This is a genomic window from Streptomyces sp. NRRL B-1347 (genome assembly GCF_000720325.1).
Classification (GTDB): Bacteria; Actinomycetota; Actinomycetes; order Streptomycetales; family Streptomycetaceae; genus Streptomyces.
This window is the reverse complement of record NZ_JOJM01000002.1, coordinates 23,779-42,987: the sequence shown is the minus strand read 5'-3', so window position 1 is coordinate 42,987 and position 19,209 is coordinate 23,779. Positions and strand designations below refer to the sequence as shown.

General features: G+C 72.3%; 16 protein-coding genes. 12 read left to right on the top strand and 4 right to left on the bottom strand.

Annotated features, from left to right (window positions below; translation table 11 throughout):
* Window positions 1–9: 9 nt before the first annotated feature.
* The 8 genes from IG74_RS0101735 to IG74_RS0101705 all read left to right on the top strand — a co-directional run bounded on the left by IG74_RS0101735 (window position 10) and on the right by IG74_RS0101705 (window position 9,960).
* Window positions 10–297 carry a hypothetical protein gene (locus IG74_RS0101735; protein WP_030668319.1) on the top strand — a complete coding sequence of 96 codons (288 nt, stop codon included), beginning with the start codon at window positions 10–12 and terminating at the stop codon, window positions 295–297.
* Between the two features lie 49 nt (window positions 298–346).
* On the top strand, window positions 347–640 hold the full coding sequence (locus tag IG74_RS53110) for a hypothetical protein (RefSeq protein WP_078868500.1): 294 nt from the start codon (window positions 347–349) through the stop codon (window positions 638–640).
* Window positions 641–680: 40 nt separating this feature from the next.
* Window positions 681–2,024 carry a type VII secretion integral membrane protein EccD gene (gene eccD / locus IG74_RS0101730; RefSeq protein WP_030668316.1) on the top strand — a complete coding sequence of 448 codons (1,344 nt, stop codon included), beginning with the start codon at window positions 681–683 and terminating at the stop codon, window positions 2,022–2,024.
* An 11-nt stretch (window positions 2,025–2,035) separates the two neighbouring features.
* Complete coding sequence (locus tag IG74_RS53105; protein WP_030668313.1) at window positions 2,036–3,214, top strand: hypothetical protein; 1,179 nt, start codon at window positions 2,036–2,038, stop codon at window positions 3,212–3,214.
* Window positions 3,215–3,262: 48 nt separating this feature from the next.
* Window positions 3,263–7,273 carry a type VII secretion protein EccC gene (locus tag IG74_RS0101720; protein ID WP_030668312.1) on the top strand — a complete coding sequence of 1,337 codons (4,011 nt, stop codon included), beginning with the start codon at window positions 3,263–3,265 and terminating at the stop codon, window positions 7,271–7,273.
* Window positions 7,270–8,688 carry a DUF6177 family protein gene (locus IG74_RS0101715; protein WP_030668309.1) on the top strand — a complete coding sequence of 473 codons (1,419 nt, stop codon included), beginning with the start codon at window positions 7,270–7,272 and terminating at the stop codon, window positions 8,686–8,688. Before IG74_RS0101720 ends, IG74_RS0101715 begins: the two co-directional genes overlap by 4 nt.
* Window positions 8,689–8,727: 39 nt before the next feature.
* Window positions 8,728–9,516, top strand: coding sequence for a class I SAM-dependent methyltransferase (locus IG74_RS0101710; RefSeq protein WP_030668306.1), 789 nt, complete (start codon window positions 8,728–8,730; stop codon window positions 9,514–9,516).
* A gap of 69 nt (window positions 9,517–9,585) precedes the next feature.
* Complete coding sequence (locus IG74_RS0101705) at window positions 9,586–9,960, top strand: winged helix-turn-helix transcriptional regulator (RefSeq protein WP_030668303.1); 375 nt, start codon at window positions 9,586–9,588, stop codon at window positions 9,958–9,960.
* Between the two features lie 286 nt (window positions 9,961–10,246).
* Here the strand turns inward: IG74_RS0101705 and IG74_RS0101700 are convergent, their stop codons facing one another.
* Together IG74_RS0101700 and mgrA are read right to left on the bottom strand one after the other, a co-directional pair.
* Window positions 10,247–10,609 carry a DUF192 domain-containing protein gene (locus tag IG74_RS0101700; protein WP_030668301.1) on the bottom strand — a complete coding sequence of 121 codons (363 nt, stop codon included), beginning with the start codon at window positions 10,607–10,609 and terminating at the stop codon, window positions 10,247–10,249.
* A 344-nt stretch (window positions 10,610–10,953) separates the two neighbouring features.
* Entirely contained in the window at window positions 10,954–11,991 is a 1,038-nt protein-coding gene (gene mgrA / locus IG74_RS0101695) for an L-glyceraldehyde 3-phosphate reductase (RefSeq protein ID WP_030668298.1), read from the bottom strand.
* Window positions 11,992–12,449: 458 nt separating this feature from the next.
* Here mgrA and IG74_RS0101690 point away from each other — a divergent pair, with 458 nt between their 5' ends.
* The 4 genes from IG74_RS0101690 (at window position 12,450) to IG74_RS0101675 (ending at window position 17,838) form a co-directional block, all read left to right on the top strand.
* A complete protein-coding gene (locus IG74_RS0101690) occupies window positions 12,450–13,211 on the top strand; it encodes an isoprenyl transferase (protein WP_030668294.1) in 762 nt (253 codons plus the stop codon).
* 297 nt (window positions 13,212–13,508) lie between these two features.
* Entirely contained in the window at window positions 13,509–14,831 is a 1,323-nt protein-coding gene (locus IG74_RS0101685) for a PhoH family protein (protein WP_030668291.1), read from the top strand.
* 457 nt (window positions 14,832–15,288) lie between these two features.
* On the top strand, window positions 15,289–16,047 hold the full coding sequence (locus IG74_RS0101680) for a transglycosylase SLT domain-containing protein (protein WP_199818762.1): 759 nt from the start codon (window positions 15,289–15,291) through the stop codon (window positions 16,045–16,047).
* Between the two features lie 132 nt (window positions 16,048–16,179).
* Window positions 16,180–17,838: an AI-2E family transporter gene (locus IG74_RS0101675; RefSeq protein ID WP_199818761.1), complete on the top strand. Its 1,659-nt coding sequence runs from the start codon at window positions 16,180–16,182 to the stop codon at window positions 17,836–17,838.
* A 209-nt stretch (window positions 17,839–18,047) separates the two neighbouring features.
* Here the strand turns inward: IG74_RS0101675 and IG74_RS0101670 are convergent, their stop codons facing one another.
* Both IG74_RS0101670 and IG74_RS0101665 read right to left on the bottom strand, forming a co-directional pair.
* A complete protein-coding gene (locus IG74_RS0101670; RefSeq protein ID WP_030668281.1) occupies window positions 18,048–18,578 on the bottom strand; it encodes an alkyl hydroperoxide reductase in 531 nt (176 codons plus the stop codon).
* A gap of 2 nt (window positions 18,579–18,580) precedes the next feature.
* Complete coding sequence (locus IG74_RS0101665) at window positions 18,581–19,135, bottom strand: peroxiredoxin (protein WP_030668278.1); 555 nt, start codon at window positions 19,133–19,135, stop codon at window positions 18,581–18,583.
* Between the last annotated feature and the right edge of the window lie 74 nt (window positions 19,136–19,209).

Here is a 19,209-nt window from a genome sequence, read left to right as displayed (position 1 = left end):
GGGAGTTGCGTGAATACGGAACTCGAGAGATTCATCAAGACTTACCTGCATTACGAGCAGGCCTACGAGGCGCATGATGCGCTGCGCCCCACCCTGATGGCCTTCGGTGATCCTTTTGTGGACGGGGTGCGCAAGGGATTCGTTGACCTGCTGCGGGAGCGCAGTGCCACGATTGGTGATTACGAGCGGCTGACGGACGTCGAGTTCCCGGACGAGGATGCCCTGTACGACTACTTGCAGGGGATGTACGCGTACCTCTTCGAGGATGGGGTGGAGCAGCCCACGCCGCCCGAGTGATTGTTCACTCTCGCTGGGGCCGGGTGCAGAGAGAGGGTGAGGGAGCGCTATGGCAGCCCAGGACTACGACAGTCAGTTGCTGGAGTCCGTTGCCGTTCGGCGGCGGCGGCTTCGGGACGCGTTGTTGTTAGGAGGGGAGCGGCAACGGCGGTCTGTGGATGAGCGGTTGGGGAAGGTGTTCGGAGGGATCGTGATCGCGGCCGTGCTGTGTGCGGGCTGTGTGGGGTGGTCCTTCGTCTCCAATCGGGTGATGAAGGAGAAGCCGGGTGTCTCGTCGTCTGTTCCGCATTCTTCTTCGCCCGGTGCGGCTGAATCGCCCACTTTGACTTCCTCTTCTCGGTGATAGGTTCGAACTTGTGATATCTGCGCGGGCATTGGGCCGTATGGGGAGCCAAGGGTCGGTGGCGTTGAGCCGGGTGACCCTGGTGGGGGAGCGGCGGCGCGTGGATCTCGTGTTGCCCTCGCAGGAGCCCGTCGGACTGCTGCTGCCCGAGGTGTTGCGACTGCTCGGCGATCGGGTGGGCGAGCAGCCTCAACTGCGGTATCTCGTCGGGGTCGACGGGAACGCGATCGCGGCCGACGCCACCTTGGAGTCCGCTGGCGTCGCCGACGGGACGGTGCTGCGGCTGGTGCGAGCGGAGGACGCGCCCTCCGCGCCGGTCGTGCACGACGTCACCGATGAGGCCGCCGACGACATGGATGTGCGCGGCTGGCGCTGGGGGCCACGAGCGCGGAGCGTGCTCTGCGGGGTCGCCGGGGTCGTATGGGTCCTGGTCGCCGGGGTGTTGGCCCGCCAGGAGTTCGCTGCCGACCGGGCGGGCGCCGGCCTTGTGGGGGCGGCCGTCGTAGCGGGGCTCGGCGGTCTGCTGTGCGCGCGGCTGCGGCGTACGCCGCTCGCCGCCACGCTGATCACCACGGCCGGTGCCCTGGGTGCCCTGGGCGCCTGGTGCCTCGCGGACGCCGACGGCTGGACGGCGGCCGCGCGCCTCGCCGGCACGGGCGGAGCCCTCGCCGTCGCGCTGCTGCTCCTCGGGTGGTGCACGCCGCTGGGACGCGGCGCGTTCGTCGGCTCCGGCGCGCTCGTCGGGTGCGTGCTGGCGTGGGAGATCGCCCTGAGCGTGCAGGGCGATGACGGGGCGGCGCGGGTGGGTGCCGTGCTGGCCGTCCTGTCGGTGGTCGCGCTGGGTGTGCTGCCGCGGCTCGCCCTGATGACCTCCGGTCTCTCCGGCCTCGACGACCGGCGGTCGGCCGGGGCGTCGGTCAGCCGGTACCGGGTCGGCGTGGCCCTCGCGGCCACGCACCGCGGTCTCGCCCTTGCGAGCCTCGTCTTCGCCGGGTCCGCCGCCGTCGCCGCCGCGCTCGTGCTCGGCGAGGCGTCGGTGTGGCCGGTGCTCCTCGCCGTGGCGACGGCCCTGGTGCTCGCCCTGCGGGCGCGGGCCTTCCCGCTGGTCGGAGAGGTGGCCGCCCTGCTGACCGCTGCGGGCGTCGTCGTCGCGCGGCTCGCCTGGGTGTGGCTTGACCACGCGGGCGCGGCCGGGCCGCTCGCGCTGCTCGCCGGGCTCACGGCGACGCCGCTGCTCGTCCTCGCCGTACGCCCCGCCGAGCACGTACGCGTGCGGCTGCGACGCGTCGGGGACCTGCTGGAGTCGATGGCCGTGATCGCACTCGTACCGCTGCTCCTCGGCGTGTTCGGTGTGTACGGGCGCCTGCTCGACACCTTCGCCTAGGAAGCGGGGACATGACACAGAGACGGGACTGGCAGCGCGATGTGCTGCGGGAGCTGAGCACGCACGCGGGCCCGGGTGACGCGCGTCCGGGTACGGCCGGTTCGGCGGCGGGCACGGTCGTGGTGCGCACGGCGGAAGTGAGCACGCCGGTCGCCTCCGCGGCGACGGACGATTCCGGTCCGGAGAGTTCTCCGGTCCTCCCGGCCCCGGAGCCCGGAACCCCGACGCGTGACCCCGCCCCCGCGCCGACCGCAGCCGTCCCGGCGCGCCCCGCCCCCCACCCCCCCCCCACCCTCGACCCCCGCCTCGCCCTGGCCCGAGGCCGCCCCCAGCACGGTGACTCCGCCCTTCGGCGGACAGGGCGTACGCTCCGCAGACTCACGGCGTCCGCCGCGCAGGAGGTCGCCGAGGAGTCCCGGACCGCGCAGGAGATCCAGCAGCCCGTCACCACCGGGCGCGTCCTCGCCGTGACCTCCATCCGGGGCGGCGTCGGCAAGACGACCGTCGCCGCGCTGCTCAGCCGGGCCTTCACGCACTACCGGCACGATCCGGTGCTCGCCCTGGAGGCGGACGCCGCGCTCGGCACGCTGCCCGTGCGGATGGGGGCCGAGTCGGTCCGGTGGGCGTGCGGGGACCTCGCCAGGATCCTTACGCCCGCCATGCAGCTCACCGACGTCACGGGCTATCTGGTGCCGGTCAGCGACGGCGGCTGGCTGCTGCCCGGCAGCCAGGGGCAGGTCGGCGCGCCCCTGGACGTGGCGACGTACCGCACCGTCACGCTCGCCCTGCGCCGCTACTTCGCCATGACCGTCGTCGACTGCGAGACGCTGCCGGGCGAGGTCGCGCGGACCGCCATGGACACCGCGCACGCCCGCGTGGTCGTCGCCCCGATGACGCCCGAGGGCGTGGGCGGGACACGGCTCGTCCTCGACTGGCTCGGGCAGCTGCCGCACTCGGCCCTCGCCACCACCGTCGTCGCGCTCACCGCCACCTCACCCGACATGACGCTGAACGCCAGGGCCGCGGCCGGACATCTGCGGGAGTCCGGGGCCTGTGTCGTGGCCGTACCGTACGACCGGCATCTGGCCGGCGGCGGCGCCATCGATCCCGCCCGGCTCGCCGACGCCAGCAGGCAGGCGGTCACCCGGCTCGCCGCCGAGGCGATGCGGCGCGCGGTGCGGGTGCGGTGAGGCCACGATGACCCGACGCAGGTGCATGAAGTCCGCCGGGAGCCCGCGATGACCCACCGCCTTGTCCACCGCCCGGCCCGTTCCACCCGTCCCCCGGCCGCCCCCGCCCAGCACGTCATCGAGCCGCCCCCGAACCTGCCCGAGGGCAAGATGGGCAACGCGGCCACCGCCCTGCTGCCCATGGCGGGCGTCATGGGATCGGTCGTGATGATGACCGTGATCCGCTCCAGCCAGTTCGCCGCGCTCGGCGCCGTGGTGCTGGTCTTCGCGCTGCTCGGCGCGGTCGCCCTGTTCCTGTCGCAGCGCGGCAAGGCCCAGCGCACCCGGCGTACGCAGCGCGAGCGGTATCTGGAGTACGTGGAGGAGCAGCGCCATGAACTCGGCGGCAGGGAACGGGACGCCCGGGCGCGGGCGCGCCTCCTCAACCCCCCGCCCCCGGCCCTCTACGACCTGGCCCGGGACCCCGCCCGCCGGTGGGAGCGCCGCCGCGCCGACGCCGACTTCCTGGACGTGCGCGTCGGCACCGGCGACGTGCCCGCCCAGGACGTCGTGATCGGGCAGAACAGCGGGAGCGGCGTGCTCACGCCGCCCGACCCGTTCATGCTGAACGAGGCGCGCGCCCTGCAGGCGCGGTTCACCGTGGCGCCGGACTTCCCGCTGACCGTGCCGCTCGACCGGGCGGGAAACGTCAGTGTCATCGGTGACCGTGACGGCGTGCTGCGGGTGGCTCGCGCGCTCCTCGTGCAGGCGGCCGTCACGCACGCGCCGGACGACGTGGCGATCGCGCTCGGTGTGTCCGGCGACCGGATAGCCGACTGGGAGTGGGCCAAGTGGCTGCCCCACGTGCTGGATCCGGACGCCGCCCCGGAGTCGTACGACGACCCCGCCGCCGTGCGCCGCATCGCCCCCGCCCCCGACGCGCTCGCCCGGCTGTGCGCACCCGACCTGCGCCGCCGCGCCGCGTACGCCGCCGAGGTGCGGCGTGGCCTCTCGGACCGGCGGGCGCTGCGCATGACCGACCGGATGCTGGTCGTCAGCGACGTGCACGGCGGGACGGCGGTCGAACTTCCCCGCCCGGACGCCGCCGTCGGGCTCGCGGACATGGGCGTCACCGTGCTGCACCTGCTGGCCGAGCAGATCCACGAGCCGGACGAGGTGAGCGTCCGCATCACCGTCGACGGCGATCAGGTCACTGTCGAGGACCTCCGGGGCTCCGAGGGCCGCCGGTCCCAGGGTCTTGCCGACACGGTGAGCGTCCCCGGCGCCGAAGGCCTGGCCCGCCTCCTCGCGCCGCTCCGCCTCACCCCCGAGTCCGCAGCCGAAGGCACCCCGGTCTCCGGCCCCGTCGACTTCCCCGCGCTCCTCGGCGTCGACGACCCGGCCGGCCTGGACCTCGGTGAGCTGTGGGCGCCCCGTGGCGAACGGGACTTCCTGCGCGTCCCCATCGGCGTCGACGACCGCCACGAACCCGTCCTGCTCGACCTGAAGGAGTCCGCCGAGCTCGGCATGGGCCCGCACGGGCTGTGCGTGGGGGCCACCGGGTCCGGCAAGAGCGAACTCCTGCGCACCCTCGTCCTCGCCCTGACGGCCACGCACGCGCCCGAGGACCTGGCGATGGTCCTCGTCGACTACAAGGGCGGCGCGACCTTCGCCCCCTTCACCGGCCTTCCGCACGTCGCGGGCGTCATCACCAACCTGGAGAACCAGGCCGACCTCGTCGAGCGCGTCCACACCAGCCTCGCCGGTGAGATCACCCGACGCCAGCAGGTCCTGAAGGACGCGGGGAACGTCGCCGACATCGGGCACTACGCCGCGCTGCGCGCCAAGGAGCCGGGCCGTGGGCTCGAACCGCTGCCCCATCTGTTCGTCGTCATCGACGAGTTCGGCGAACTGATCACCGCCAAGCCGGACTTCATCGACCTCTTCCTGTCCATCGGGCGGATCGGCCGGTCCATCGGCGTACACCTGCTGCTGTCCAGCCAGCGCATCGAGAGCGGCAAGCTGAAGGGCCTGGAGACGTATCTGTCGTACCGCCTCGGCCTGCGCACCTTCTCCGCCGACGAGTCGCGGACCGTCCTCGACACCGTCGACGCCTTCCAGCTCCCGCCGCTGCCCGGGTTCGGCTATCTGAAGGTGGACACGTCGACGTACGTGCGCTTCAAGGCCGGTTACGTGTCCGGCGCCCGGCGCGGCCCCGTCCCGCGGGACACCGCCGACGAGCGGCCGCGCGCCTGGGCCTACTCCGCCTTCAACACGCCCGCGGGGGACACCGCCACCGGCCACGAGACCGGTGCGCGCGAGCGGGAGACCGGTCCCACCGTCATGTCCACGATGGTCGACCAGCTCGCCGTCGCCGCCCCGCCCGTACGCCGCATCTGGCTGCCGCCGCTGCCCGACGCCGTCGCCCTGGACACCGCGGCCGGACCGCTGGGCGTCTCCGGGCGCGGTCTGCACCTCGTGCGGTCCGACGGCCGCCTGTGCGTGCCGCTCGGCGTCCTGGACGACCCGGCCAAGCAGTGGCAGGGGCAGTGGCTCCTCGACCTGAACGTCGCGGGCGGCCACGTCGCCGTCATCGGCGGCCCCCAGTCCGGCAAGACCACGCTGCTGCGCACGCTGACGCTGTCCCTCGCCCTCACCCACACCCCCGACGAGGTCGCCGTGTACGGCCTCGACCTGGTCGGCGGCGGCCTCGGCGCGCTCGCGGGCCTTCCGCACGTCGGGGGCGTCGCGTCCCGTGCCGACCGCGAGCGCCTCGCCCGCACCGTCGCCGAGATGACCGCCCAGCTCGCCCTGCGCGAGGAGCTGTTCCGCGAGCACGGCATCGACTCCCTCGACCAGCTGCGCCGCCTGCGCGCCCAGGGCGGTCTTCCCGAGCTCGGCTCCACCGACCTCGTCCTGCTCGTCGACGGCTTCGGCGCGCTCCGCGAGGAGTTCAGCGACCTCGACGACGCCGTCGCCGAGCTGCTCAAGCGGGGCGGCGGCTACGGCATCCACGTCGTCGCGGGCATGCTCCGCTGGAACGACGTCCGCATCGCCACCCAGTCCCTCTTCGGCACCCGCGTCGAGCTGCGCCTGAACGACCCCACCGACTCCACGATCGACCGCAAGCTCGCCGAGACGGTCACGACGGGCACCCCCGGCCGGGTCCTGACCGACGGCAAGCTCTTCGCGCAGACCGCGCTGCCCCGCACCGACGGCGGCACCGGGACGAGCGACCTCGGCACCGCCCTGGAGGACGCGGCCCGCACGATCGGGGTCACCTGGCACGGCGAACTCGCCGCCCCCGTCCGCGTGCTGCCGCTCAGCCTGCCCGCCGCGACGCTGCCCTCGCCCTCCGCCGAGCCGGACCGGCTGCCGATCGGCGTCGACCAGGACACCCTCGGCCCCGTCCACCTCGACCTCTTCGACCGCGACCAGCACCTGCTGGTCCTGGGCGACAACGAGTGCGGCAAGACCAACCTCCTGAAGCTCATCACCCGGCAGCTCATCGCGCGGTACGGGGACAAGGAGCTGGTGTTCGGCGTCTTCGACCCTCGCCGCGGCCTGCGCGGCCACGTCCCCGAGCCCTACCGCGGCGGCTACGCCCACAACGCCAAGCTCGCGGCCGCGCTCGCCACCGGCATCGCGGGCGAGCTCGACAAGCGCCTCCCGGACACCGCGGACCCCGACACGCCCGACACCGGCGACCCCGCCCTCACCGGCCCTCGCATCGTCATCCTCGTCGACGACTACGACATCCTCACCACCGCGGGCCAGCAGCCCCTGGCCCCCTTCTTGCCCTACATCTCCTCGGCCCAGGACATCGGCCTGCACTTCGTCGTGGCCCGCCGCGCCGCCGGGGCCTCCCGCGCCCTGTACGAGCCCTTCCTGACCGCCCTGCGCGAGACCGGCGCCACCTCCCTGCTGATGGCCGGCGACCGCAGCGAAGGCCAGCTCTTCCCCGGTGTCCACCCCTCCCCGCAACCGCCCGGCCGAGGCACCCTCATCCGCCGCGGCCGCCGCCCCCGGCTCGTCCAGACAGCCCTGACCGCGGAGAACTCCGCCGAGGAGACGCCGTGACCAAGGACGTCATCGCCCTGACGCCCACGATGCCCGACCCGATGGCCCTTCTGGCCGGACTCCACGCGGGCGGCCCGGAACTGGGCGTGAGCACGAGTGCCGACGACGCGGTCATCCACCTGTGCACGCCGACGGGCCGACCGCTCGTGTCGGTCGAGGCGCCCGTCATCGTCCACACCCCGGGCGAGGCCGAGCGCCTCCTCGGCCCCCAGGTGCCCGTGCCCGAGGTGCCGTTCTGGTGGACCGAGGCCCGTGCCTCGACGGCCGTACCGGAGGCCGAGGAGCTCGCCGGGTCGTTCTGCGGCCGCCTCACGCTGCTGCTCGGCGGCACCACCTGGCCGCCGGACGCCGCCACCGTCCGGGTGGTCGACACCCCCGACGACGGCGGGGTCACAGCGGCCCCGGCTCCCGAGGGCGCCCTGCCCGCCGTCGACGTCCTCACCGACTCCACGGCCGTCGTCATCGTGGACCGGCCCGTCGTCGCGCTGACCGCGTGGCTCTCCGACGTGCTGCGCACCACCGTCACCTCCGGGCGCGCCCTGCACATCGTCACGCCGCCGCACGCCCGACTGAGCCTGCCCCTGCGCACGGCCCTCACCGGTCCGCCGAACCGCTGGGTGGTCCAGGACCCCGAACACGGCTACTACGACGGCCTGTCCGGAGCCGTGCTGCACTGGCAGGACGGCACCTTCGCCCCCGGCCTCGACCAGGACGGCGAGGCCACCGCGGCGGAGGCCTTCGCACCGCCCGGAGCCACCGGCGAGCGGCAGCTCACCGTCTCCTTCCGTACGCACCACGCCCCGGACCCCGACCTCGTCCTGGGCCGTGGCCTGGAGGCCGCCTGGCGGCACCTCACCGGCGACGCCCCCGCGGGGTGGGGCACCGCGGAGCCCATCAACCTGCCCTGGTCGCCGCGGCAGCTGACCGCCCTGGCCCGCGACCGTGCCCCGCACCCCAGCCATCTGCTCGTCGTCGGCCACCCGGACCGGCCCGCGCTCGCCACCCTCCGCGTCGAGCGCACCAGGACCGGCGTCGCCCAGGAGGTCACCCTCGCCCTCGGCCTCGCCGCCGGTGCGCCCGCGCCCCTGGACGCGATCGAGCCGCTCGCCGAGGTCCTCGTGGGCCGGCACGGTCTGCGCACCATGCTCGTCACGCTGCACCCGGCCCGCGCCGACCTCACGGTCCCCGCGCACCTGGAGCACCCGCCCGCCCCCGTCTCCTTCACCCTGGGCGCCGCCGATGTCCGTGCGGTGGGCATCGACCACGCCCGCCGCACACCGCTGCCGCACCGGCCCACCCCGCTCGGACCGGTGACCGAGCCCGCGCTGCACTACCGCTTCGGCGACGGCGCGGACCCCGCCACCTGGGCCGACGTCGAGGGGCTCACCCGTCACCTCGCGGCGGCCCGTACGTAATTCCGGGCAGACCGGACCCGTGCTTGAGAGCATCGGGCCATGAGCACCTCCCGCAACAGCGCACCCGCTGGTTCCCGTACGTTCGACGACTTGGTCGCCGAAGCCGAAGCCGCCCCCACCGAAGGCTGGGACTTCTCCTGGTTCGAGGGGCGGGCCACCGAGGCGCGGCCCTCGTGGGGGTATGCGCGGGGCATGGGGGAGCGGCTCGGGGCGGCTTCGGCCGCGCTCGACGTGCAGACGGGGGGTGGTGAGGTGCTGGCGTCCGCGCCCTCGCTGCCCGCGGTCGCCGTGGCCACGGAGGGGTGGCCGCCGAACGTGGCGAAGGCGACGGCCCTCCTGCACCCGCGCGGCGCGGTCGTCGTGGCCTCCGCCGAGGACGCGCCGCTGCCGTTCGCGGACGGCGCCTTCGACCTCGTCACCAGCAGGCATCCCGTCACGCCGCACTTCGATGAGATCGCCCGGGTGCTGCGGCCCGGCGGGACGTACTTCGCCCAGCACGTGGGCCCGAGCAGCGTGTTCGAGGTCGTCGAGTACTTCCTGGGGGAGCAGCCCGAGGAGGTCAGGAACGCCCGCGACCCCGAGGGCGAGCGGGCCGCGGCCGAGGCCGCCGGGCTCGACGTGGTGTCGCTGCGGGCCGAGCGGCTGCGGATGGAGTTCTTCGACGTCGGGGCCGTCGTCCACTTCCTGCGGAAGGTGGTGTGGATGGTGCCCGGGTTCACCGTCGACGCGTACCGGACGCGACTGCGCGAGCTGCACGAGCTGATCCGGGAGGAAGGGCCGTTCGTGGCCCACAGCACCCGGCACCTCTTCGACGCACGCAAGCGCTGACCGCCCGTCCGGCGGTACTGTCGATCCGGTAAGTGAGGCAGTGGACGTACGCGGACGAGGAGTTGGCACATGGCGAAGGGCAAGGGGCCGTACGCGTGCGGTCTGGACGCGGCCGTGGACGTCGTCGGCGGCAAGTGGAAGCCCCTGATCCTGTGGGCGCTGTACGCGGGCGGCACCCTGCGGTTCGGGGAGCTGCGGCGGCACGTCCCCGGCGTCAGCGAGAAGATGCTGATCCAGCAGCTGCGGGAGATGGAGACCGACGGCATCGTGCACCGCGAGGTCTACCGCGAGGTGCCGCCCAAGGTGGAGTACTCCCTCACCGACCTCGGCCAGTCGCTGAACCGGGCCCTGGGGCCGCTCGGCGTGTGGGGCGACGAGAACATGGAGCGCCTGGTGGCCAACCAGGAGGCCAAGGCGGCCGCCGCGGCCGCGCGCTCAGCCTGAGCCCGTGAGCCCCTGAGCCCCTGGGCACCTGAGCGCTGGAGTCCGAAGCCCGGCGCCCCGCGCGTCAATTCGGGCAATTCGGGGCGACTCCGGTGCGATGTGGCCGCCGATTCAGCATTGTTATCGATTGTTGTGTACACCGGCTCGATTCGGCCGCCGAACTCACGTAAGTTCAGACCAACGCTAATTCGCGGGCGCAAAGCTGCGCGGGGCGGGTGCCGCGCAGTGGAGGGGGCTGCGCGGCCTCGTGCGCGCTCTTCCCGGGCGCGAGCGCCGCACCGTGCTCCTAGGCGCCGTTCCGATCGGCTCCGCCCAGGTCCACCACCAGGCGCACGCCCCTGCGGACCCCCCACCCCGCCATCGCGCCGGCCTCCGCCTCCACCACCTGCCGGGCCCGGAGCCGGGGCAGGCCCACCCGGCCCGGCCGCATCGTCCGCACCGCGAGGACGCGGGACGCCCGGTCCAGGTATGCCACGTCCACGGCGAACCGCATCCCCAGCGTGTGCACGGCGCTCGTGCGCGGCAGCAGCAGGGCGCCGCGGACGCCGTCGCGGCCGAGCAGCCCGCGCCGCCGCGCGCGGGGCGAGTCCGCCACTTCGAGGGGTACCGCCACCGGGCTCCCGGCGCCGGGAGCCGTCAGGGTCGCCATGGCGCGACGCTAGCGCTCCCCGCGTCAAGCGCGCGCCCCGCCCCCGCGTCACCCTTCGGGGCTACCGCCGCCGACGGCCGGATCGCGCCGCGAGGGCCGGAATCCGGTGGGGCGTGGGGGTCAGGCAGTCGCCGGGCGGTCTCGGAGAGTAGTTGTGGCACGCCGATGCACTCCGAACCACTTACGAAGGGTTATGGTGGAAACCCCCCCTCGGGCCGGTCCGTCTCCCCCCCCCACGGACCGGCCCGTTTTCTTTTGGCCGCGGCGCGGGCGCGGCACGAGCCCGGCGCGGGCGCGGCGCGGGCGCGGCCAGGGCGCCGCAGGACCCCCGCGCGGCGCGGCCGTCAGCTCCGTCCGGCCCAGATGTTCGTCCCCGGCGTCGACACCGCGAAGGCGTCGATCTCCGCGAGGTCCGCCTCCGTGAGCTTCGGCCCGGACAGGGCCGCCACGTTCTCCTCCAGCTGCCGCACGCTGGACGCGCCGATGAGCGCCGACGTCATGCGCTCGTCCCTGAGCACCCAGCTCAGCGCCAGTTGCGCGAGCGACTGACCGCGCCGCGCCGCGATGTCGTTCAGGCCATTGAGCCGGCGTACGACCTCGTCGCTGAGGAGCCCGGGGTCGAGCGACTTGCCCTGGGTCGCGCGCGAGCCCTCGGGGATGCCCTTCAGATACTTGTTGGTCAGCAGGCCCTGCGCGAGCGGCACGAAGGAGATGCAGCCCATGCCCTCCGCCTCCAGGGTGTCGAGCAGGCCGTCGTCCTCGGTCCAGCGGTTGATCATCGAGTACGACGGCTGGTGGATGAGGGGACGGACCCCCATCTCGCGCAGCAGCCGCGCGGCCTGAGCCGTCTGCTCGCTGTTGTACGAGGAGACGCCGACGTACAGCGCCTTGCCCTGCTGGACCGCGGACGCGAGCGCGCCCATGGTCTCCTCGAGCGGGGTGTCCGGGTCGAAGCGGTGCGAGTAGAAGACGTCGACGTAGTCCAGGCCCATGCGCTTCAGCGAGGCGTCGAGCGACGACAGCAGGTACTTGCGGGAGCCCCACTCGCCGTAGGGGCCGGGGTGCATGAGGTAGCCCGCCTTGGTCGAGACGATCAGCTCGTCCCGGTGGGGGGCGAAGTCCTGGGCGAAGAGCTTGCCGAAGTTCAGCTCCGCGCTGCCGGGCGGCGGGCCGTAGTTGTTCGCCAGGTCGAAGTGGGTGACGCCCAGGTCGAAGGCGCGGCGCAGGATCGCGCGCTGGGAGTCCAGGGCGCGGTCGTCGCCGAAGTTGTGCCAGAGGCCGAGCGAGACGGCCGGGAGCTTCAGGCCGCTCCTGCCGGTGCGGCGGTACTCCATCGACTCGTAGCGGTCGGGGGCGGCTCGGTACGCGGAGAAGTCGTTCATGAAACGAAGCTACGCCACTGCGTTCGGCTTGGGCGGGCTTGATCGGCCTGCGGCCTCGTCCTCAGGTGCCGAACGGGCTCGATCGGCCTCGCGGCCTCGTCCTCAATCGCCGGACGGGCTCGATGGGCGTCCTGCGGTCTGTGAGCTGGCGCCGGGTGGGGCGGTGTCGGCCTGCGGCCTCGTCCTCAATCGCCGGACGGGCTTGATAGAGGTGTCGCGGCGCCCCAACGCCCGTGTCGTGCGCCCCCCTTCCGCGCCGGAGGCGGGGGTTCAGGGCGGGGGCGTGGGCGGGCGTTCCTAATACCCCGCTTTCTCCCGCCCGTAACGGCACCCGGGCCGAGGGACCCCCCGCGCAGCGGTACCCTTTCGGCTTCAGGGGCTGCCGTCGGGCCCCAGGACCCCCCCGGCCGGTTCGGCCCCCCGGGGCAGCGGCCGACTTTCGTGAGAGGTGGAATCTCGTGAGCTTGCGCGACCTGGTGTACCGGCTGTACGCACACCGGGTGGAGGGCCGCCTCGATCACGCGCAGGTGCCCAAGCACATCGGCGTCATCCTCGACGGCAACCGCCGCTGGGCCAAGGCCTCCGGCGGCACCACCGAGCAGGGCCACCAGGCGGGCGCGTACAAGATCGAGGAGTTCCTCGGCTGGTGCGCCGAGACCGACGTCGAGGTCGTCACGCTGTGGATGCTGTCCACGGACAACCTCGACCGCCCCGACGAGGAGCTCGTCCCGCTCGTCGGCATCATCGAGGAGACGGTCCGCAGCCTCGCGGCCGACGGCCGCTGGCGCGTGCACCACGTGGGCACCCTCGACCTGCTCCCCGGCCGCACCCAGCGGGTCCTGAAGGAGGCCGAGCAGGCCACCGACACCAACAAGGGGATACTCGTCAACGTCGCGGTCGGCTACGGCGGCCGCCAGGAGATCGCCGACGCCGTCCGCTCCCTGCTGCTCGACCACGCCGAGCGCGGCACCTCCATCGAGGACATCGCCGACAGCGTCGACGTCGAGCAGATCTCCAAGCACCTCTACACCAGCGGCCAGCCGGACCCCGACCTGGTGATCCGGACGAGTGGTGAGCAGCGCCTGTCCGGCTTCATGCTCTGGCAGTCCGCTCACTCCGAGTACTACTTCTGCGAAGTCTTCTGGCCGGCGTTCCGGAAGGTGGACTTCCTGCGTGCGCTGCGTGATTACGCCGCGCGCCACCGCCGTTACGGTGGATGACGAACCGGGTGGACTGAGGACTCGGTAACCGGGAGTTAACCAACGCGCCGTCATATGCCATGGCATGGCTGCGCTTGTTCGAGGGAATAAGCCCTCCAGGTCGGCGTCCGATTCACGGGCGCCGTATCTCAGCGGACGGCACGGGGCCGTCCGCCCGGGAGGCCCTTTGCGCAAGGACGACCGCGCGGTGAGCGCGGACGACACGGAGGGCCGGTGCCCGGCCCGCGCATGGGGGCCGCACACCGGCCCAGTTCCCTCCGTCGCTCCCCGACCTCATCCGAGGGGGTACGTCCTTCCGTGGTGACCAGCACGAAGCGCCAGCAAGGCCGGCGCACCTATGTTCTCGACACCAGCGTCCTGCTCGCCGACCCGAACGCGCTCGCGCGTTTCGACGAGCACGAAGTGGTGCTGCCGATCGTCGTAGTGACGGAGCTAGAGGCCAAGCGCCACCATCCCGAACTCGGCTACTTCGCCCGGCAGGCCCTGCGCCTGCTCGACGACTGCCGCATCAGGTACGGGCGCCTGGACGCGCCCATCCCGATCGGCAGCCTGGGCGGGACGCTGCGCGTCGAGCTCAACCACTCCGATCCCGGCGTGCTCCCCGCCGGTTACCGCCTGGGCGACAACGACTCGCGGATCCTCGCCGTGGCCCGCAACCTCCAGGCCGAGGGATACGACGTCACCGTCGTGTCGAAGGACCTGCCGCTGCGGATCAAGGCGTCCTCCGTCGGTCTCCTCGCCGAGGAGTACCGCGCGGAGCTCGCCATCACGGACTCCTCCGGCTGGACCGGCATGTCCGAACTGACCCTCTCCGGTGAGCAGGTCGACCTCCTCTACGAGGCGGAGACGCTGTACGTCCCCGAGGTGTCCGAGCTGCCCGTGCACACCGGCCTGACCATCCAGTCCGAGCGCGGCAAGGCACTCGGCCGGGTCACGGCCGAGGGCAATGTGCGCCTGGTCCGCGGCGACCGCGAGGCCTTCGGCCTCAAGGGCCGCAGCGCCGAGCAGCGCGTCGCGCTCGACCTGCTCCTCGATCCGGACGTCGGCATCGTCTCGATGGGCGGCCGCGCGGGCACCGGCAAGTCCGCGCTCGCGCTCTGCGCGGGTCTCGAGGCCGTCCTGGAGCGGCGCCAGCACCAGAAGGTGATGGTCTTCCGGCCGCTGTACGCGGTGGGCGGGCAGGAGCTCGGCTATCTGCCCGGCACCGAGGCCGAGAAGATGGGGCCCTGGGCGCAGGCCGTCTTCGACACGCTCGGCTCGGTCGCGAGCAAGGAGGTCATCGAGGAGGTGTCGGCGCGGGGCATGCTGGAGGTCCTGCCGCTCACGCACATCCGGGGCCGCTCCCTTCACGACGCCTTCGTCATCGTGGACGAGGCCCAGTCCCTGGAGCGGAACGTCCTGCTGACGGTCCTGTCCCGGATCGGCGCGAACTCCCGCGTCGTCCTGACCCACGACGTCGCCCAGCGCGACAACCTCAGGGTCGGGCGGTACGACGGAGTGGTCGCCGTCATCGAGAAGCTGAAGGGGCATCCGCTCTTCGCCCATGTGACGCTCACGCGCTCGGAGCGCTCGCAGATCGCGGCCCTGGTGACGGAGATGCTGGAGGACGGCCAGGTCTGACCGTTTCGCCCGAAGCGCGAAAATCCCCCGTTCCGCACGGAACGGGGGATTTTCGTGGTTCAGGACTGAGGTGCGGTCAAATGCCCCTGAGGCTGCGGCGATTGGCCGCGACCGGTGAAGCGAGAGAGCCTAGTGGGGCCTCGGCCCCGTGCGTCTGTGTTTCCGTAAAACTGCTGGGACAAACGGGATGTGAGCTTTCACACGCAACTCGGAATTGCCTCCCGGCATCTCGCTACGGCAGAGTCTGGGTCCTGTCAGGCCCCGCATACGGCACTCCTGTACCCCCAGCGGTACAGAACAACAGAACTTCATAGTGGTAGCCGTATGCCGCCCGAAGCACCACGCGGCGCTCCCGCCACGGGAGTTGTCCACCGGGCCCGCGCCTCCCGTGACCGATCAGCAAGCGGAGGCCAGCGTCAGGGGCACGATTGCGTCCGCGAGGTCACCTATGCGGGCGATGCTGGAAGGAAACCGTGTGAGCCGGATCTCGGTCCGGGGATTCGCGGTGGCGTCGGCCACTGCGGTCACCACCGTCGGCGCCGTCGTGGGTGTTGCCTCGGGCGACACCCAGTCCTCGAACTCGAACGACCTCGAGGCGACGGCCAGCGACTCGACTCTCCTCGCAGACATCCCCGCAGGCGAACAGGCCCAGGTGCAGACCACTTCGGTGGCGCAGCAGGCCGACGCCCAGGCGATGGCCGCCGACTCGGCCGCGAAGAAGTCCGCCGCTGAGGCCGCCCGCGTCCAGGCCGCCAAGAACGCCGTCGCGAAGCAGAAGGCGGCGAAGCAGGCGGAAGCGGACAAGAAGGCCGCCGCGAAGGAAGCCGCGGAGAAGAAGAAGCAGCAGGAGAAGGAGCGCCTGGAGAACAAGGCGAGCCGCTCCTCCTCGCGCGACGCCTCCGACTTCGCCCCGCAGGGCTCCTACACGGTGGCCCAGGTCCAGTCGATGGCCCGGCAGATGGTTCCCGCGGGCCAGTTCCAGTGCTTCAGCAACATCGTGAACCACGAGTCCACGTGGAACTACCGCGCCACCAACGCCTCCTCCGGTGCCTACGGCCTGGTCCAGGCGCTGCCCGGCTCCAAGATGTCCTCGGCGGGTGCCGACTGGCGCACCAACCCGGCCACGCAGATCAAGTGGGGCCTCAACTACATGAACGACCGCTACGGCAGCCCGTGCGGAGCCTGGAGCTTCTGGCAGGCGAACCACTGGTACTGAGCGATCACGCTCAACCAGTCACGGCCCCTCATCGTCCTACGGTGGGGGGCTTCGCCATGTACGGTCGGTTCGAACGCCCCAGCGGTAGGACCGGGGCTCCGGTGGGGCAAGACGGGGGGAAGAGGACGGATCATGTCGCGAGTTCCAGGGTGGCGCCGGCGCGTCGGCGCGGGCCTGACCAGGCTGGGTGAACGCCTGGACACGGGCCGTGCCCAGGACGGCCAGGACACCCCCGAACCGGAGCCGGCCGCCGCCGGACGGGACGAGCCGTCCGAGGCGTCCGTCGCATCCGTCGTTGCTGACGCCTCCGGTGCGTCTGGTGCGTCCAGTGCGCCTGGTGCGTCCGATGCGTCTGATACAGCTGACGCGCCCGACGGCACGCACGCGCGCGCCGACGACTCCGCGCCCGCCGCGCGGCCCGCCACCGGGGACGACGCCGCCACCGGCGAGCACGTCACCGGGGAGCCCGCCCCGGCGGGCGCCAAGCTGTCGCTGCGCAAGCGGTACGCCGACATGGTGCGGCACGCCGCCGACGCGCGGGCCGACGCCGAGGGCCGGGCCCGCGGCGAGGACCCGGACGACGCGGACGACGCCGCGGCCGCGGACCAGGTGCCCGCGCCGCCCGCCTACGCCCCCGCCATAGCGGCGCGCCCCGACCCCGTGGCCGCCGTGCCGTGGGGCATGCGGGTCGCCGCCGAGGCCGGGTGGCGGCTGCTCGTGCTCGCGGGCACGGTCTGGGTCCTGATGAAGGTCATCAGCGCGGTCCAGCTCGTGGTGTTCGCGTTCGTCGCCGCGCTGCTCATCACGGCGCTCCTGCAGCCGACCGTGGCCCGGCTCAGCAGGCTCGGCCTGCCGCGCGGGCTCGCCACGATGGTCACCGCCGTACTCGGCTTCGTGATCATGGGCCTGGTGGGCTGGTTCGTGGTCTGGCAGGTCATGGAGAACGTCGACACGCTCTCCAGCCAGATCCAGGACGGCATCGAGGACTTGCGCAAGTGGCTGCTCAACAGCCCCTTCCACGTCACCGAGGACCAGATCAACGACATCGCCAAGAGCCTGCGCGAGGCGGTGGGCGCCAACTCCGAGGAGATCACCTCCGCGAGCCTCGAAGGCGTCACCGTCATCATGGAGGCCCTCACCGGCATCCTGCTCGCGGTGTTCTCCACGCTCTTCCTGCTGTACGACGGGCCGCGCATCTGGAAGTGGTTCCTCCGGCTCGTGCCCGCCGCGGCCCGGCCGGGCGTCGCGGGGGCGGGGCCGCAGGCGTGGCGGACGCTCACCGCGTATGTGCGGGGCACGGTGATAGTGGCCCTCATCGACGCGGTCTTCATCGGGCTCGGGATCTACTTCCTGGGCGTGCCGATGGCCGTGCCGCTGGCCGTCTTCATCTTCCTGTTCGCGTTCATCCCGCTGGTGGGTGCGGTGATCTCCGGCGCGCTCGCGGTGGTCGTCGCGCTGGTCACGCAGGGCGTGTTCACGGCCGTGATGTCGCTCGTGGTGGTCCTCGCGGTGCAGCAGATCGAGGGGCACATCCTGCAGCCGTTCATCCTCGGCCGCGCGGTGCGGGTGCATCCGCTGGCCGTGGTGCTCTCCGTGGCCGCCGGGGGAATGGTGGCCGGGATCGGGGGAGCGGTGGTGGCGGTGCCGCTGGTCGCCGTGACGAACACGGTGGTGGGGCACTTGCGTGCCTACTCCCGGGAACTGGCTCTCCGCCAGGCCGAGGCGGTGGCGGACACGGCTCCCGCGCCGGAGCAGCTGCCCTCCCCGCCCGTCCGCCCCTCCTCGGGCTGACCGTCCACCCCATCGCGCTGACGCGCTCGTCCTCAAACGCCGGACGGGCTGGAATTCTCCGTCCGTACTCGGGTGCACGAAAGGCCCCGCTCCCGTGGTGGGGAGCGGGGCCTTTCGACAGCGCCCCGAAGGGGCGCGGGGAACTGCGCGACCAGCCACGACGGACCGGAGTCGAGCGACGGCCCATCGCCGCAACTCCAGCGAAGCGCTTAGGCCAGGTGCGCCTCGGACTCCAGCGTGACGCCGACGGCCTGGATCACGGACGCGATCTTGAAGGCCTCCTGGACCGTCTCGCGGTCCACGCCGGCCTTGCGGAGCACCTGCTCGTGCGAGTCGAGGCACATGCCGCAGCCGTTGATCGCGGAGACCGCGAGCGACCAGAGCTCGAAGTCGACCTTCTCCACGCCCGGGTTGCCGATGACGTTCATCCGCAGGCCCGCGCGCATCGTCCCGTACTCCTTGTCGGAGAGCAGGTGACGCGTGCGGTAGAAGACGTTGTTCATCGCCATGATGGCGGCCGCGGACTTGGCCGCGGTGTACGCCTCAGGGGAGAGGTTCGCCTTCGCCTCGGGCTCCAGCTCGCGCAGCACCTGCGCGGAGCGGGAGGCGATCGCGCAGGCGAGCACCGTGCCCCACAGCTGCTGCTTGGGCAGCTCGGAGTTGCCGATGACCGAGCCGAGGTTCAGCTTCAGGTCCTTGGCGTAGTCCGGGACGGCGGCCTTCAGCTCATCGAGGGCCATGCTCACTCACCGGCCAGGAGCGCGACCGCGTCCAGGGTGTCCTCGCCCTTGCTCCAGTTGCAGGGGCACAGCTCGTCCGTCTGGAGAGCGTCGAGGACCCGCAGGACCTCCTTGGGGTTACGGCCCACGGAACCGGCGGTCACCATCGTGAACTGGATCTCGTTGTTCTGGTCGACGATGAAGACGGCGCGCTGCGCGAAGCCGTCCTCGCCCTCGATGCCGAGCGCGCGCATGAGCTCGTGCTTGGAGTCGGCCAGCATCGGGAAGGGCAGGTCGGTCAGGTCCGGGTGGTCCTTGCGCCAGGCGTGGTGCACGAACTCGGAGTCGCCGGAGAAGCCGAGGATCTGGGCGTCACGGTCGGCGAACTCGTCGTTCAGCTTGCCGAAGGCCGCGATCTCGGTCGGGCACACGAAGGTGAAGTCCTTGGGCCACGCGAAGACGATCTTCCACTTGCCCTCGTAGGTCTTGTGGTTGATCTGCTCGAACTCCTTGCCCTTCTCCAGCGAGACACAGGCAGTCAGGTCGAACTCGGGGAACTTGTCACCAACAGTGAGCACGCGCTCTCCTTGCAGCGATGGAAACCCCCGGTAAGGGGTTCCAGGGGGTTGGACTACTGACGATCGTGGCACAG